Origin of the sequence: Amycolatopsis sp. VC5-11, from assembly GCF_037034185.1 — a bacterium.
Classification (GTDB): Bacteria; Actinomycetota; Actinomycetes; order Mycobacteriales; family Pseudonocardiaceae; genus Amycolatopsis; species Amycolatopsis nivea.
Genome location: NZ_JBAGKF010000007.1, coordinates 119,138 through 134,794 on the forward strand (window position 1 = coordinate 119,138; position 15,657 = coordinate 134,794).

A 15,657-nucleotide genomic window follows, 5' to 3' on the forward strand; every position below is an offset into this window, starting at 1 on the left:
CGGCAGTCAGCGGGGATGCAGGATCAGCCAGCCGCCGTGGTGCTCGTGCACGCTGAACCGGCGGCCCGAGCGGACCCCGAGCCGGCGCAGCGCGGGCAGGTCGAAGACGCGGACGTGCCCGTACTCCTCGGCGGGCTCGTCCTCGAACGGCACGGCGAGCACCACCGGCCCGCGCGCCAGCCGCGTCGCCTCGCGCACGACCTCCTCGCCGACGTCCGGGTCCAGGTGCTCCAGCAGGTGCAGCAAGGTCACGGTGTCCGCGGACGCGTCCGGCAACGGCAGCCGGGCCGCGTCGCACACGAGCGTTTCCACCGGGAGATCCCGCCGCGTCGCGTAGGCCTCGAGCAGTTGCATGGCGCCGGCCGACACGTCCGAGGCGACCACCTCGTTGCGGCCGCGTCCGGCGAGCAGCAGGGCGAAAAAACCGAAGCACGAGCCGAGGTCCAGGACGCGGCCGGGCGGCGTGAGGCGCAGCGCGTGCTCGTACACCGGCGCGAATCCGGCGATCACCGAGCGGCCGGGCAGGCGCGGCGGCTCCCGCAGGCACGCGCGGATCCGGTGGAGAGTGTTGTCGTAGAACCGCAGCCACGCTCGCATCGGATCGTCCACAGTGGACTTGACGACGCCGGTGAAAGCGTGCTCGAAAACCTCGGCCCCGGACAGCCAGCCGGGTGCGAAGAGCTCGTCGGCCAGCAGCCCGGCCAGGTCGTTGTCGAGGTCCTCCGGGCGCAGCCGGTGCCGCAGTTCCACCCGGCGTCCGTCCTTGTGCAGGCTGAAGTGCTCGGTCCGTACCAGCGGGGCGGGGCCGTCCTGCCCGGCGGTTTCCCGGGCGACGGCGAGCGGCCGCGCGAAGTACGCCCCGGCGAGGACGGGGGCGAGCGGGTCGAGGAAGCGGCCGGCGGTGCTCGGCGCGGTCGTCGTCATCCCAGCACGTCCTCGGCCAGCCGGAACGCCGCCCGGTCGAGTCCGGCCAGATCCGCGGCGACCTGCACGTGGTCGCAGAACTCCGCGTACGCGGGCAGATCGCATCCGCCGAGCCGCCACGAATACCGCGGTTCCGGGGTCAGCCACAGGGTTTGCCGCACGCGCCGGGTGATTTCCTCGAACACTTCGAGCTTCGGATCGTTGCCGTTGCCGCGGCCGTCCCCGAGCACCAGCAGCGTCGTGCGCCGGTTCAGCGCGGCGCTGTGGTCCTCCATCAGCTGCTCGAACGCCCGTCCGTAATCGGAATTCGCGTCGACGTCCAGCAGTCCGCCCGCGGGCAGTCCGTCGAAAACCAGGCCCAGCGCGCGTTCGAGCGGGTGCTCGGCGAACAGTTCGGTGATCTCGGCCGGTTCGTCGACGAACGCGAACGTGCGCACCTGTCCGAAAAGCGACTGCAGGCCGTGCACCAGGTGCAGGGTGAACCGGGCGGTGGCGCGCACCGACAGCGAAACGTCGGCGAGCACGAGCAGCCGGGGCTTGTCCTCGGCCCGCGTGACTGTCACCGGACGGAACGGCACGCCGTCGTAGCGCATGTTCCGCCGCATCGTGCGGGCCGGATGCACCCGGCCGCGCAACGTGTTGCGCTTGCGGCTGGTCAGCGCGCCGCGCAGGGTGTGCGCCAAGCGCCGCAACGATTCTTCCAGCTGCGCGCGCTCGCGTTCGTCGACCCGCTCGGCCCGCGCCGCCTCGACGACCCGCGTCTCCACCGCGGTTTCGGCGAGTTCGGCCAGCTTCTCCAGATGCCGCCGCAGCAGTTCCGGGAGGTCTTCCAGCACCCCGGCCAGCCCGGGCGGCAGCTGCGCGAGGTCTTCTTCCGCGTCGTTCAGCCAGCCGAGCAAGGCGTTCTCCTGGGCGACGGTCAGCTCGACGTCGAGCCGGCGCCCGGTGGCGGGCGCGAGTTTGCCCGGCACCCCGGCGTTGTGCAGCGACGAGGTTTCCAGCTGCACGCTCGGCGCGGCCGTGCCGCCGGACGCGCTGTCCTTCGAAAGCACGATCTCGTCGGTCATCGCGGCCAGGTCGATCTTGTTCGCTTCCTGGTGCAGGTTGTACTGCTGGGCCAGGTCCTGCTGGTCGAAGTAGTCCCGGATGTCGGCGGGCTTGCCGTGGCTGTGCCCCTGCTCGGGGGTTTCGGACGGCTCCGGCGAGACGGTGAACGTTTCGAGTTCGCCGGTGTCGGACAGGTCGTCGTGGCCGTGCCCGTGCCCGGTTTCTTCGCGCAGCCGCTCGATTTCCCGCAGCGAGAAGTAGGCGTCGAACGCTTCCTCGAACAGTTCGTCGTCCCGCTGGTCCTTGACCAGCGTCATCCGCAACGCCTCGCGCAGGGTGGCGCGCTCGGCGAGAACCCCGGCCTGGGCGGCCGCGCGCATCGCGTCGGTCGCCTCGGAAACCGACATGCGCAAACCGAACAGGCGCAGCAGGCGCACGAACCGGTGCAGGCTGCTCTCCACGGCCGCCGCCTCAGACCGGACGCCGTCGGGTGAACGCCTCGAACGCCCGTCCGCCCTGACCGCCGCTCGACCGCTGCGCCGGGCCGGAGCCTGGAGAGCCGTAGTAGTTCTCGTCGTGGCGGCCGGGCTGGTCCTTGGCCAGCCGCGCCGCCCGGCCTCCGTCGTCCTCGTGGTGCGAATGGCCGTCGTGGTGGCCATGCCCGTGACCATGTCCGTGCCCGTGGCTGTGCGGCAGTTCGGCGGGCAGCTCGCGGTTCGGGTCGACCAGATCCGGCAGCACCTGCAACGCGCGCCCCAGGTCGCGTTCGTACTTCAGCACCACATTCGCCGTCTCGGCCAGGACTTCCGGCGACAGCTCCTCGACGCCGAGCACGGCGAGCGTGCGGGCCCAGTCGATGGTTTCGGAGATGCTCGGGCTCTTGCGCAGCCGCAGCCCGCGCAGCTTCCGCACCACCTCGACGAGCGTGCGCGCGGCCGCGTCGGGCAGCCCGGTTTTCTTGGAACGCAGGATCTCCAGTTCGCGTTCAGTGTCCGGGTAGTCCAGGAACAGGTGGAGGCAACGCCGTTTCAGCGCGGCGGAAAGGTCGCGCGTGTTGTTGGACGTGAGCACCACCAGCGGCGGGACCTTCGCGACGTAGGTGCCGACCTCCGGTACCGAAACCTGGTACTCCGCAAGGCATTCCAGCAGCACCGCCTCCAGCGCCTCGTCCGCGCGGTCGACCTCGTCGATCAGCAGCACCGCCGGTTCCTCGCCGCGCACCGCGTCCAGCAGCGGCCGCGGCGCGAGGAAGTGGTCGGAGAAGAACACGCTGTCCTGCGCGTCGATCCGGGCGACCGCACTGGCCAGGTCCGGTGCGTCGGCGATCACGTCGCCGATTTTCTCGCGCAGCATCTGGATGTAGAGCAACTGCTTGCCGTAGTCCCACTCGTAGAGGGCTTTCGTCTCGTCCTGGCCCTCGTAGCACTGCAGCCGCAGCAGCCTGCGGCCGGTGACCGCGGCGAGGGTCTTGGCCAGTTCGGTCTTGCCGACGCCGGCCGGGCCCTCCAGCAGCACCGGTTTGTCCAATGCAGACATCAGGTAGACGGTGGCGGCCAGCCGGCGGTCCGCGATGTAGCCGGCGCCGGCGAACCGGTCGGCCACCTCTTCGATCGAGCCGAACCGGGCGTGGTCGGGGATTGCGGTGGGCACGTCGCCTCCGGTGCGTCGAAGTCGGGAAGAAGCGCGGCGGGGCCGGAGCGAGCCCCGCCGCGCGGGATCAGCCGAGCAGGTCGTCGAGGTCGCCGTTGAGGCAGTGGTCGACGACCGGGCGGACCGTGTCGAAGGTGCACTCCTTGGCGTTGCCCGGGGTGCACGCGTCGCCGAGGACGTGGTTGGTGATGCGGTCCACGTCGGCGTCGTCGCCCTTGATCACCTTCGCCCGCTCGTAGTACTTGGTCGGGCCCTGGCCCAGCCGGTTCTTCGAGTAGGAGTCCGAGGTGACGTCGGTGAACTTCTCCGGGATGCCCACGTCGCGCAGCAACCGGATGGCCGCGGCGAGCGCGGCGTCGGCGGCCTGCACGTCGGTTTTGCCGTAGGTGTCGACGCCGAGCGCCTCGGCGATGTCAGCGAACCGCTTGTACGCGGCCGGCATGTTGAACGCCCACACCCGCGGCAGCGCGATCGCGTTGTTCAGGCCGTGATGGGTGTCGTAGAACGCGCTCACCGCGTGCGAGATCGAGTGGATGATCCCGAGTCCGCCGGAGTTGAACGCCTGCGCGGCGATGTACTGGGCGTACATCATGCCCTCGCGGCCGGCGAGGTCCTGGCCGTTCCACACCGCGGCTCGCAGATTCTGGCCGGTCAGCTTGATCGCGTGCAGCGCGTTTCCCAGCGACGGCTCGAAATTCAGCCGGGACACGTACGGTTCGGAGGCGTGCGCCAGCACGTCGAAACCGCACTGTGCGGTGTAGTCGATCGGGCAGTCGTAGTAGAGAACGGGGTCGTCGATCGCCAGCGTGGTCACCGACGCGTCGTCGAACGCCACGTACTTGTGCGGGTTCTCCGGATCGGTGGTGGTGTCGGTGATGACGTAGGCCCACGACGTCTCGGAACCGGTGCCCGCGGTGGTGGAAACCGCGATGTGCGGCGGGTTCTTCGGGTTCTCGGATTTGTTGAAGCCCTCGAACTCGTTGACGTTGCGGCCGTCGTGCGCGACCGAAATGCGCGCGCCCTTGCACGCGTCGTGCGAGGAACCGCCGCCGATCGAGACGAACGAATCGCACTTGTTCTCCTGGTACAGCGTCACGGCGTCCATGACGTTGTAGTCCTTGGGATTCGACTCCACCTGGTCGTACACGACGACCTCGAGACCGTGGTACTTCATCGACTCCACGATCTTGTGCACGATGTCCGTCCCGCGCAGGCCGGACGTCATGACGAGCACCTTCTTGAACCCCATCTTGAGGGCTTCCGGCCCGATCAGCTCGTGCGAGCCGGGACCGAGCAGCGCCCGCGGGAACGGGTGGAACTCCTTGATGGGAAACGGTTTCAACAGCTCATCGACCTGCATGATCGCACTGGTCCTCTCGGCACGTCCGGGCGACGTGCGTGCGGCGGGCGGCTGCTCTGGCAAGAGCACGGACAACCGGAAAGCTAGGCGCGCCACCGCGGTCCGGGAACCCGGCGCGGGCCGATCCCGGCCGACCGGAGACCCCGCTCGGCACGATCGGACGGGGCCCGCCTGCCCGATCGGCCAGGTGCGCGGTCCCGGCCCGCGAGCGAATCCGCGGTACCTGCCCGCCCGGACAGGTACGGCGCGCCCGATCGCACGGCGAGAACCGGGCCCGGGCCGACCTATCGTCGATCGGCGGACCAGCCCGCGCCCGAAACCCGAGGTGATGCCCGATGACGTCGATCGCGAGTACCCGCCCCGCCGCGCGCCGCCGGCTGTCGCGCCGGGAACGGGCGCACGTCGGCGGGATGGCCGCGTTCATCGCCCTGCTGCACGTCGTGGGCTGGGGCGTGCTGCTCCTGCTCGTCGTCCCCGGCCACTATCGGATCGGCGCGGGGGTGTTCGGCGCGGGAACCGGGCTGACCGCCTACCTGCTCGGGCTGCGGCACGCCTTCGACGCCGACCACATCGCCGCGATCGACAACACCACGCGCAAGCTGATCGCCGAGGGCAAACGCCCGCTCTCGGTGGGCTTCTGGTTCTCGCTCGGGCATTCCACCGTGGTGGTCGTGCTGACGCTGCTGCTCGCGTCCGGGATCCGGACGCTGGGCATCGAACTGACCGACGACGGGTCGCCGCTGCGCACGTTCGGCGGCCTGATCGGCACGGTTGTGTCCGGCGGGTTCCTGTGGCTGCTCGGCATCGTCAACCTGGTCGTGCTCGCCGGGATCGTGCGCGTCTTCCGTCGGATGCGCCGGGGAGACTACGACGAGGCGGCACTGGACACGCACCTGGAGAACCGCGGTTTCCTCACCCGGATCCTCCGTCGGACGATGCGCGCGATCTCCGCGCCGTGGCAGATCTATCCGGTCGGCATCCTGTTCGGGCTCGGCTTCGACACGGTCAGCGAAATCGCCCTGCTGGTGCTCGCGGGCACGAGCGTGGGCGCCGGACTCCCTTGGTACGCCGTGATGTGCCTGCCGGTGCTCTTCGCGGCGGGCATGTCGCTGCTCGACACCATCGACGGATCGTTCATGAACTACGCCTACGGCTGGGCGCTGTCACAGCCGCTGCGCAAGGTCTACTACAACCTGACGCTCACCGGCCTGTCCGTCGCGGTCGCGCTGCTCGTCGGCACCGTCGAACTGCTGTCGGTGCTGGCGGAAAAGCTCGGGCTGACCGGCGGGCTCTGGGACTGGGTCGCCGGACTCGACGTGAACCGGATGGGATTCGGGATCGTCGGAGTGTTCGTCCTCGGCTGGGCGATCGCGATCGGAGTGTGGAAACTGGGGCGGCTCGAAGAGCGATGGCCGGTGCCGGCCGGTGCGGAAGCCGTTCGCGGAGAGGGATCGGATCGGACTGGCTGAGCCGCTGGGGAAAGATGCGGGAGCCCCTGCTCGGCAAGGGCTCCCGCGTTCCGGATCAGCAGGCGTTGAGCTTCCAGTAGTCGGCGTTGTCGTTGGCGCCGGGGATGTTGGCCAGGTTCGGCACGTCCCCGTACGGCGGGACCTTGATCAGCAGCTTGTCGGGCGCGAGCACGACGTCGTTGTAGACGCAGATGGTGCGGTTGCCGTTGTTGATGATCGACGACAGCTGGTTGCGCTTGTTGCCGCTGGACGCGGGCGGGTTGTTGAAGTCCCCGGACTGCGTGCTGTTGTAGTTGAGATGCCAGCCGGTGGTGCCGCGGTTGTAGTTGGCGTCCTGGTAGAAGCAGTAGTAGCCGGCCGGGCACGGCGCGGTGGCCGCGGAGGCCGGGGCCGCGGCAAGGACGGTGCCGGCGGCGGCGCCGGCCACGGCGGCCGCGAGCGCCACTGCGGAGCGGATCGTGGGCATGCGGGTTTCTCCCCTCGAAGCGGTCGCCACCGGAGCGGGCGACCGGACGAGCACTACGCTGCCGGGATCCGTCCCCGTCTCGTCCTCGCGCTGTCCTCCCGCAGGTCAGGCCGATGAAGATCGCGGTTGGTCGAGCCACCAGCGGGAGCGATCTCTCAGCCGTGCTCGATCAGGGGCGGCGCGGGACTGGTTCGATGCGGGGGAGATGTCGCGCGGGATCTCGGCGGTGATCCCCGCGCCGCGTTCGAAATCGGCTGTCGTGAGGCGATTCCGCCGCTGAATCAGCCGTTTAGGGGCGTCGCGCGACTGGGCGGCGGAGCAGGTCGTGTCCGCGCACCGCCAGTTGAAGGCGTTGCTGTGATTCGCTGCTGCTCAGGTCGAGTCCGAGCAGCGCGGAAATGCGATCCAGCCGGTAATACAACGTCCGGCGCTGGACGAAAAGCATCTCCGCGGCGCGCGCTTTGTTGCCCGCCGCGTCCAGGAAAGCCCGCAGGGTGGGCAGCAGAGGATTCGTGCTTTGCGCGTCGTTGGCGAGGAGCGCGCCGATCTCGTCTTCGACGTAGCGGGCGAGCTCCGGGCCTTCGGCGAGCGTCACGAGCAGCCGGAGGGCGCCGAGGTCGTCGAAATGGAGGAAATGGCCGGCGGAGGTCGCGCAGGCTGCCGCCGCGGCGCTGCGGCCTTGCCGGACCGCGGCGGGCAACGCTGCCGCCGGGACGGTCCGGCTCACTCCGCCCCAATGTCCGGCTCCGGCGAGTGCCGCTTCGATCGCCGCCGCGGTCGTCCGACGGCCGGGCGCGACGACGGACAGGGCGAAATCGCCAAGGTCTCCGACGACGGCGCTCGCGTCCAGTCCGTGCAGGACGGAGTCCGCGGAGTGGACCGGGGACTGATCGGGCGAATCGCGGAGTGCGGACACGAAGACGACGAGGGTCTTGCTGCGCAAGTCTCGGCCGAGGGTGCGTGCGAGGCGGACGAAGTCCTCGCCGGAGATTTCCCCGAGCATGAGGCGGTTCAGCAGCGCACCCTGCCGCTGCGCTGAGCGTGCTCCGCTTTCCCGTTCGCTGAGCAGGCTGATCGCGACCGCGGCGGAAGCCCTTTCCAGCGCGTGGAGATCGGCTGGAGCGGGTGCCGCGGCCCCGTGGAGCAGATGCAGCCAGCCCCAGGACTCGCCGCGCAGGACGACAGGTCTGCGCGCGCAAGCGGCGACCTCGCGGAAGGAGCCCGCCTTGGCGACCGGCGCGGCGGACCCGTCGGTGATGGCGGGACGGTGCAGTTCGTGCATCGCGCGAGAGTGCGCTGCCCAGTCCTCGGCGACAGCGTCGGATTCGGCGGTCGCGCCCGCGTAGGCCAGCATCTGGTGGGCCACGTTTTCCAGCACCGCGGGCATTCCCGTCCGGCGCGACAGCTCCTCGACCATCGCGAGGTAGTCCTGATCGGACAGCAGGAGATTGAGAAACGCCTGCCCGGCTTCTTCTTCCGCGAGCAACTGCGAAACCCGGCCCTCGACCAGCATCTCGTGCACCTGTGCCGACGCTTCGGCGAACGGGATCTCGTCCAGGAGCCCGACGAGCGGCAGCCCGGCCGCCTCCGCCTCCTCGATCGCGGCGGCGGGCATCTCGTCGAACATCCGCCCCGCCAGTTCGACCACCAGCACGGACGCCCGCGCGTCGGCGACTCGCTTGACGAACGCCCGTTGCCGTTCCGGCGTGTCGCCCATGCCGAGACCCGCGGTCAGCAGCATCTCGTGGCCGCTGAGGAAGCGGTGGATGTCCGGGATCTCGCCGGTGTGCACCCACCGGACCGGCCGGTCTAGGTGCTGCTCACCGGCGTAGACCCGGGCGACGGTGCGCTGGAAGACCTCGAGGCGCAAAGCGGTGCGCGCGGTCAGGATTTCGGGCATGGTCCACCTCAGCCACAACAAAGGACGATCGGTTCTTCGGCGGGAAACGGGGGAGAGGCAAGCGTTTCAGCGCCGGCGCAAGGGCTATCCCGCGGGCGCGGCAGTGGTTTCTCGCACGACGAGGTCCACCGGCAGTTCGACCGTCTCCGCCGGGGTGCGTCCGTTCAGCAGGTCGTGCAGCATTTCCGCGACGATCCGGCCCTTCTCCCGCATCGGCTGGCGCATGGTGGTGAGCGACCAGCGCTCGGCGTCCGGGGCGTCGTCGAACCCGATCACCGACAGGTCTTCCGGCACTCGCAACCCGCGTGCGCGGGCGGCTTCCAGCGCCGCGATCGCCATGGTGTCCGAGGTCGCCGCGATCGCCGTGAGCGGTGCGGTGTCGAGGAGTTCGTGCGCGGCGGCGGTCCCGGCCGCGCGGTCGAAGCCCCCGGCCTCCATCACCGGGACCGGCCCGGCGGCGACGTCCAGGTAGCCGGCGACGCGTTCGCGCACCACCCGTTCCGTGGCTTCGGCCCGGCGGCCGGGTCCGGCGAGGCCGCGGCGGCCGTCGGGGGAGAGCCGTTCGGCCAGCACGCCGGTCTTCCGGTGGCCGAGGTTGAGCAGGTGCCGCATCTGGTCCCGGGCGGCGAGCCGGTCCTGGACGCACACCCGCGGCACGCCGGGCAGCAGCGGCGCGTCGACGACCACCATCGGCAGCCCGCGGGACTGCAAGGTCCGCAGGGACCGGTGGTCGTCCGGCAGGCAGTGCACGATCATGCCGTCGACGATCCCTTGCAGCGCAGCCTGATCGGGCAGCCCGTCGTCCGCGGCGACGGGCGAGCGCGGCAGCGGGACGAGCGTCAGCGCGTGGTCGTCGAACTTGCGGCTCTGCGCGATGCCTTCGAGCAGAGCCCGCGTCGACGGGTCGGTGAAGGCGTACTCGAGGCTGTCCATCACCATCACGCCGATGGCGCCGACCTTGCCCGCGCGCAGCCCCGCGCCCAGCACATTCGGCCCGGCGTACCCGAGCCGCGCCGCCGTGTCGAGGATGTGCCGCCGCTGCGTCTCGGACAGTTTCGCCGGGCGGTTGTACGCGTAGGACACCGCCGCCTGGGACACGCCCGCCGCTCGCGCGATCTCGCGCATGGTCACCATCAGGTCATTCTCCCGACCGTTGACGCCGCAGGGGCGCTATGTCAGAGTTGCCGCTCGTAGTTAATCGTATCACCGCAGTTCAGAGGTGTGAAGTGGGGACTACGGACGGTGCCGTCGGCGGTGGTGAGCGCGGTCTGCGCGGCGGACCAGGGTGTGCAACCGGCGCGGCGGACGCTGCACAGCTTGTGCCTGTCCCGCGCCGCGGCCCGAAGCCAGAATTCCTTCTCGAATCCACGGCAGCCGACCAGTTCGTCAAGGAGCGTGCAGTGTCCACTTCGGTCAAGATCGTGAAGGAGCGGCTCGCGGCGGAGCCGGTGCGGGCCGGCCGCCCGGAGATCGCCGACACGGTCGCGGAGATCATCGAGGACGTCCGGTCCGAGGGCGACGCCGCGGTGCGCCGGTGGTCGGAAAAATTCGACTCGTGGAGCCCGGAGTCGTTCCGGCTCGGGCCCGACGAGGTCGCGCGCGTGGTGTCCGGGGTGCCCGAGACGGTGCTGGACGACCTGCGCTTCGTGCAGCGGCAGGTGCGCGGATTCGCCAAGGCGCAACGGGATTCGCTCGCCGACTTCGAGGTCGAGACGCTGCCCGGAGTCTGCTTGGGACAGCGGAACATCCCGGTCGACGCGGCCGGGGCCTACGTTCCCGGCGGACGCTACCCGCTCACCGCGTCCGCGCACATGACCGTCGTGACCGCGAAGGTCGCCGGCGTCGGGCGGGTCGCCGCGACGACTCCGCCGGACCGCGGCCACCCGCCCGCGGTCAGCATCGCGGCGATGCACCTCGCCGGCGCCGACGAGATCTACGTGCTCGGCGGGGTCCAGGCGATCGCGGCGCTCGCGCTCGGCACCGAATCGATCGCCAAGACCGACCTGCTGGCCGGGCCCGGCAACGCCTACGTCGCCGAGGCCAAGCGGCAGCTGTTCGGCGAAGTGGGCATCGACCTGTTCGCCGGGCCGACCGAGGTCCTGATCGTCGCCGACGACAGCGCCGCCCCGTTCGTCGTCGCGACCGATCTGCTTTCGCAGGCGGAGCACGGACCGGATTCCCCGGCAGTGCTGATCACGACCTCGGACCGGGTCGCGACCGAAACCATCGGGTGGGTCGAGGAGCTGCTGCCCGGTCTGCCCACCCGCGACGTCGCCGGGGTCGCGTGGCGCCAGCACGGGGAGGTCCTCGTCGTGCCCGATCTCGACGCCGCCTATGCCCTCGCCGACGAATACGCCAGCGAGCACGTCCAGATCCTCACCGAACACCCGCGTGCCGCGCTCTCCGCGATGCGCAATTACGGCGCGCTTTTCCTCGGCGACAAGACGTGCGTCGCCTACGGCGACAAAGTGATCGGCACCAACCACGTCCTGCCGACGCGCAAGGCCGCGCGCTACACCGGCGGCCTGTGGGTCGGCAAGTACCTGAAAACCGTTACCTACCAGGAAGTCCAGGACCCGGCCGCGAGCGCCGAACTCGGCGCGCTGTGCGGCCGCGCGTCCCGGCTGGAGAACTTCGAAGGGCACGCGCGCTCGGGCGACATCCGGGCCGCGCGTTTCGGTTCGGCCGCCCTGGACTGGACCGACCACGTTTTCGGCCGCGCCTGACCGGCGCCTTTTCCCCTTGCCCGCCCGATCCCGATCCGGAGGTCGACGATGACCCCGACACACGAAACCCCCACGACCCCGCCGCCCAGCGGGCCGGTCGCGTCCGCGGAGGACGTCGAACTGCTCGCCGCGCTCGGCTACGAACAACGCTTCGACCGCAAAGTCAGCCTCTGGGGCAACTTCGCCCTCGGCTTCGTCTACCTGTCCCCGCTGGTCGGGGTCCTGTCGCTGTTCGCGGTGGGGTTGTCCACCGCGGGCGGCCCGTCCGTGTTCTGGATCGTCCTCATCGGACTCGGGCAGCTGCTCGTCGCGCTCGTGTTCGGCGAGATCGTGTCGCAGTTCCCGCTCGCCGGCGGTCTCTACCAATGGGCGCGCCGGCTCTGGAACGGCAGGTACGCCTGGTTCACCGCGTGGACCTACATCTGCTGCATCACCATCGGCATCACGAGCACCGCGCTGTTCAGCTCCGACTTCGTGGCCAGCCTCTTCGGCGGCACCGCGCAGCACCCCGGCGTGGCCTCGACACCGTTGCAGCGCTTGCTGATCGCGGTCGCCGTGACGGCGGTCTGCCTGGTGTGCAACAGTTTCGGCACCCGGGTGCTCGCTCTGATCTCGAAGATCGGCCTCGCCGCGGAGCTGATCGGCATCGTGCTGGTCGGGCTGTACCTGCTGCTGTTCCAGCGGCGCAACCCGGTCTCGATCTTCTTCCACGGCAGTTCGGCCAGCCACCCGGGCAGCTACTTCGCGGCCTTCGTCGCGGCTTCGCTGGTCGGCCTGTTCCTCTACTACGGCTTCGAGGCCTGCGGAGAGATCGCGGAGGAGGTGCCCAATCCGGCCCGGAGCATCCCGAAGGCCATGCAGCTCACCGTCGTCGTCGGCGGGCTCGCCGCGCTGCTCGCGTTCGCCGGCTACGCGCTGGCCGCGCCCGACCTCGAAGCCGTCCTGACCGGTTCCGACACCAACCCGATCCCCGCGATCCTGCAGAGTTCGGTCGGCACCGTCGGCACGAAGCTGATCCTGCTCGTCGCGCTGACGTCGTTCATCGCGGGCGTGATGAGCCAGCAGGCGGCGGCGAGCCGGATCGTGTTCTCCTTCGCCCGCGACGAGATGTTCCCGGGCGCGCGGATCTTCTCCCGCGTGACGAGCCGCTACCGGGTGCCGCGGAACGCGTTGCTCGCGGTCAATGTCGCCCCGCTGCTGATCTTCGTGTTCGTCTACTTCTCGCCGGATTCGCTGGTGCGGATCGCCGCGTTCCAGGTGCTCGCGGGCTACGCCGCGTTCCAGATGGTCGTGCTCGCCGCGTTGCGCATGCGGCTGAAGGGCTGGCGCCCGGCGGGAGCGTGGTCGCTCGGCCGGTACGGGTTCGCGGTGAATGTCGCCGCGCTCGTCTACGGCGTGCTGGCGATGATTCTGCTCGCCGCGCCGACCGGGGACCCGAACGCGTCCTTCGCGGACCGCTGGATCGCGCTGATCGGCTTCCTCGTCGTGTCGGCCGTGGGCCTGGTGTACCTGCTGACGGCGAAGCCGGACCGGAAGTCGACCGCGCCGGAAGGCGACGCACTGGAAATCGCGCAGCGGCTGCGCGACCGCGCCGCTTCGGCGGCCTCCGCGGAAAGGAGCGAAGCATGACCAGGGTCCTGTACCTCTACGGCGGCTGGCCGGGGCACAAGCCTTACGAGATCGCGAACGAGTGGGCGCTGCCGCTGTTCAAGGAACTCGGCTTCGACGTCGACCAGACCAACGACGTCTTCGCCCTCGACGCGGACCTCACCGGCTACGACCTCATCGCCCTCAACTGGAACAACGCGCTGCTGTCCGAAGGGCTTTCGGTCGCGCAGGAGGACGGCCTGCTGCACGCGGTCGAAGCGGGCACCGGGATCGCCGCCTGGCACGGCGCCGCGGCAGCGTTCCGCACCAGCATCCGCTACCACCTGATGCTGGGCGGCAGCTTCCTCGAACACCCGGCGGGGGAGGGCGTGAAGGACCCGTACCGGGTGTCCATTGTGGACCGCGACAGCGAGATCACCCGCGGGGTGGCGGATTTCGACGTCGCGTCCGAGCAGTACTACCTGTCGCTCGACCCGAACAACCACGTGCTCGCCGAGACCGAGTTCACCGGCGAGCACGTCCCGTGGCTCGCCGGGCGGCGGATGCCGCAGGCCTGGACGCGGACCTGGGGCGCCGGCCGGGTGTTCTACAGCGCCGTCGGCCACGACCTGGACGACCTGCAGCACCCCGATGTCACCCGGCTGTGCGCGCAGGGCTTCGCCTGGGCCGCGCGCCGCACCGCCTGAACCGGACCGAAACACCGAGGAGCAATCATGCCTGTCCTGACCGGAGGCCAGATCGTCGCGCGGACGCTGCGCAACTACGGCGTCGACTACGTGGCCGGGATCCCCGGCCACGGGATCTGGTCGCTGACCGACGCGTTCCTCGACGAGGAAGCGAAGATCCCGTTCGTCCAGACCTTCCACGAGCAGAGCGCGGTGCACCTGGCCGACGGGTACTACCGCGCCACCGGCCGCCCGATCGCCGCGGTGACCTCGATCGGCGCGGGGGCCAGCAACACCGTGATCGGGATGGGCACCGCGTTCACCGACTCGACCAGCGTCCTGGTGATCACCGGCGGCCCGCCGACACACATGCGCGGGCACGGCCTGCTGCAGGAGCTGGACCGCTACACCGCCAACGACTTCCCGAAGGTCGCCGAGGCGGTGTCGAAGCGGCACTGGGTGGTGACCCGCGCCGAGGAGCTGCCGTTCGTGCTGCACCGGTGCTTCAACTCGATGCTGACCGGGCGGCCCGGCCCGGTGCACCTGGAAGTCCCGATGGACGTGCAGGCCGAAGCCGCCGACGTCCAGTTGCACGACCTGGAACGCCGCCTCCCGGTCGGCCGCCAGCACCCCGACCCGGCCGCGGTCGAGCGGGCGGCGGCGGTGCTGCGCGCGGCCCGGCGGCCGGTGATCGTCGTTGGCGGCGGCACGGTCACCTCCGAAGCGGGGGACGCGGTGCGGGCGCTGGCTGAACACTGGCAGATCCCGGTCGTGACGACGTGGAACGGAAAGAGCGCCTTCCCCGAGGACCACGAGCTGTTCGCGGGCAGCGTCGGGCAGACCGGCACGATCGTCGGCAACGCGATCGCGAGCTCCGCGGACGTGGTCGTCTCGGTCGGCTGCCGGTTCACCGACTGGTCCGCCTCCAGCTACGCGCAGGGCGTCAGCTTCTCGATCCCGCCCGCCAAACTGATCCACATCGACATCGACCCGCACGAGATCGGCAAGAACTACCCGGCCGAAGTGGGGATCGTGGCGGACGCGCAGCGCACCGTCTCGGCGATCGCCGATTCGCTCCCGTCGGCGCGGGCGGAACGCGGCGAGTACCTGGCGGAACTGGCCGAGCACAAACGGAAATGGGAGGAGCAGCTGGCCGGTCGCCGCGACAGCGACCGGTTCCCGTTCACCTCGCAGCGTCCGCTCGGCGCCCTTCGGTCGGTCCTGCCGCGCGACTCGATCATCGTCGCGGGCTCGGGCAACACCCAGGGCGCGGTGAAGCAGACGTTCCCCGTTTTCGAGCCGCGGACGCACCTGACGTCCGGCGGTTTCTCCTCGATGGGCTGGGCGGTCCCGGCCGCGGTGGGCGCGAAGCTCGGCCGGCCGGACCGGACGGTCGCGTGTGTGCTCGGCGACGGCGATTTCCTCATGACCGCCCAGGAAATCGCGCTCAGCATCACGATGGACGCGCCGGTCGTGTTCGTCGTGCAGAACAACGCGGGCTACATGTCCATCCGCGGCGGCCAGCGCAAGCAGACCTCGCGGCACATCGGCACCGAGTTCTCGCGGCCGGACGGATCGCCCTACAGCCCGGATTTCGCCGCGCTCGGCGCCTCCTTCGGCATCGAGTCCTGGCGGGTGCCGGACGCCGGTTCGCTCGAGCCGATCCTGCGCAAGGCCGTCCAGTCCGGCGAGCCCGCGCTGGTCGAGGTCCCGACCGACCGGGACGCCGCCGGGCCGTGGGTGCCGGGCTGGTGGGACTTCCCGGTCCCGGCCTACATCACCGACGAACGGCAGGACGAGTACCACCGCACGCGCGCCACCGAACAGCATCTCTGAACGGGA

At 70.3% G+C, this 15,657-nt stretch carries 12 protein-coding genes; 5 read left to right on the forward strand and 7 right to left on the reverse strand.

Annotated elements, in window-relative coordinates; genetic code table 11:
• Positions 1-6 precede the first annotated feature (6 nt).
• From mftM to mdo, 4 genes are all read right to left on the reverse strand, one after another.
• Positions 7-924: a mycofactocin oligosaccharide methyltransferase MftM gene (mftM, locus tag WA670_RS22225; protein WP_336158742.1), complete on the reverse strand. Its 918-nt coding sequence runs from the start codon at positions 922-924 to the stop codon at positions 7-9.
• Positions 921-2,432: a VWA domain-containing protein gene (locus tag WA670_RS22230; RefSeq protein WP_275291917.1), complete on the reverse strand. Its 1,512-nt coding sequence runs from the start codon at positions 2,430-2,432 to the stop codon at positions 921-923. The genes mftM and WA670_RS22230 overlap by 4 nt, the downstream gene beginning before the upstream one ends.
• 10 nt (positions 2,433-2,442) lie before the next feature.
• Positions 2,443-3,621: an AAA family ATPase gene (locus WA670_RS22235; RefSeq protein WP_037814404.1), complete on the reverse strand. Its 1,179-nt coding sequence runs from the start codon at positions 3,619-3,621 to the stop codon at positions 2,443-2,445.
• A gap of 67 nt (positions 3,622-3,688) precedes the next feature.
• Positions 3,689-4,981 carry an NDMA-dependent methanol dehydrogenase gene (gene mdo, locus WA670_RS22240; RefSeq protein WP_037814402.1) on the reverse strand — a complete coding sequence of 431 codons (1,293 nt, stop codon included), beginning with the start codon at positions 4,979-4,981 and terminating at the stop codon, positions 3,689-3,691.
• Between the two features lie 335 nt (positions 4,982-5,316).
• Between mdo and WA670_RS22245 the strand changes: the two genes are divergently transcribed.
• Positions 5,317-6,450 carry a HoxN/HupN/NixA family nickel/cobalt transporter gene (locus WA670_RS22245; RefSeq protein ID WP_336158743.1) on the forward strand — a complete coding sequence of 378 codons (1,134 nt, stop codon included), beginning with the start codon at positions 5,317-5,319 and terminating at the stop codon, positions 6,448-6,450.
• 55 nt (positions 6,451-6,505) lie between these two features.
• On the opposite strand, the gene WA670_RS22250 is transcribed toward WA670_RS22245, so the two are convergent.
• The 3 genes from WA670_RS22250 to WA670_RS22260 all read right to left on the reverse strand — a co-directional run bounded on the left by WA670_RS22250 (position 6,506) and on the right by WA670_RS22260 (position 9,950).
• Positions 6,506-6,916 carry a peptidase inhibitor family I36 protein gene (locus tag WA670_RS22250; protein ID WP_037814400.1) on the reverse strand — a complete coding sequence of 137 codons (411 nt, stop codon included), beginning with the start codon at positions 6,914-6,916 and terminating at the stop codon, positions 6,506-6,508.
• A gap of 289 nt (positions 6,917-7,205) precedes the next feature.
• Positions 7,206-8,816, reverse strand: coding sequence for a PucR family transcriptional regulator (locus WA670_RS22255; RefSeq protein ID WP_336158744.1), 1,611 nt, complete (start codon positions 8,814-8,816; stop codon positions 7,206-7,208).
• A gap of 84 nt (positions 8,817-8,900) precedes the next feature.
• Complete coding sequence (locus WA670_RS22260; protein WP_336158745.1) at positions 8,901-9,950, reverse strand: LacI family DNA-binding transcriptional regulator; 1,050 nt, start codon at positions 9,948-9,950, stop codon at positions 8,901-8,903.
• Positions 9,951-10,216: 266 nt separating this feature from the next.
• Here WA670_RS22260 and hisD point away from each other — a divergent pair, with 266 nt between their 5' ends.
• The 4 genes from hisD to WA670_RS22280 are packed head-to-tail and all read left to right on the forward strand — an operon-like array spanning position 10,217 to position 15,651.
• Entirely contained in the window at positions 10,217-11,542 is a 1,326-nt protein-coding gene (gene hisD / locus WA670_RS22265) for a histidinol dehydrogenase (RefSeq protein WP_336158746.1), read from the forward strand.
• Between the two features lie 48 nt (positions 11,543-11,590).
• Positions 11,591-13,171, forward strand: coding sequence for an APC family permease (locus WA670_RS22270; RefSeq protein ID WP_336158747.1), 1,581 nt, complete (start codon positions 11,591-11,593; stop codon positions 13,169-13,171).
• Positions 13,168-13,836, forward strand: coding sequence for a ThuA domain-containing protein (locus WA670_RS22275; RefSeq protein ID WP_336158748.1), 669 nt, complete (start codon positions 13,168-13,170; stop codon positions 13,834-13,836). Before WA670_RS22270 ends, WA670_RS22275 begins: the two co-directional genes overlap by 4 nt.
• 27 nt (positions 13,837-13,863) lie before the next feature.
• Positions 13,864-15,651, forward strand: a complete 1,788-nt coding sequence (locus tag WA670_RS22280; protein WP_336158749.1) for a thiamine pyrophosphate-binding protein — start codon at positions 13,864-13,866, stop codon at positions 15,649-15,651.
• Positions 15,652-15,657 lie beyond the last annotated feature (6 nt).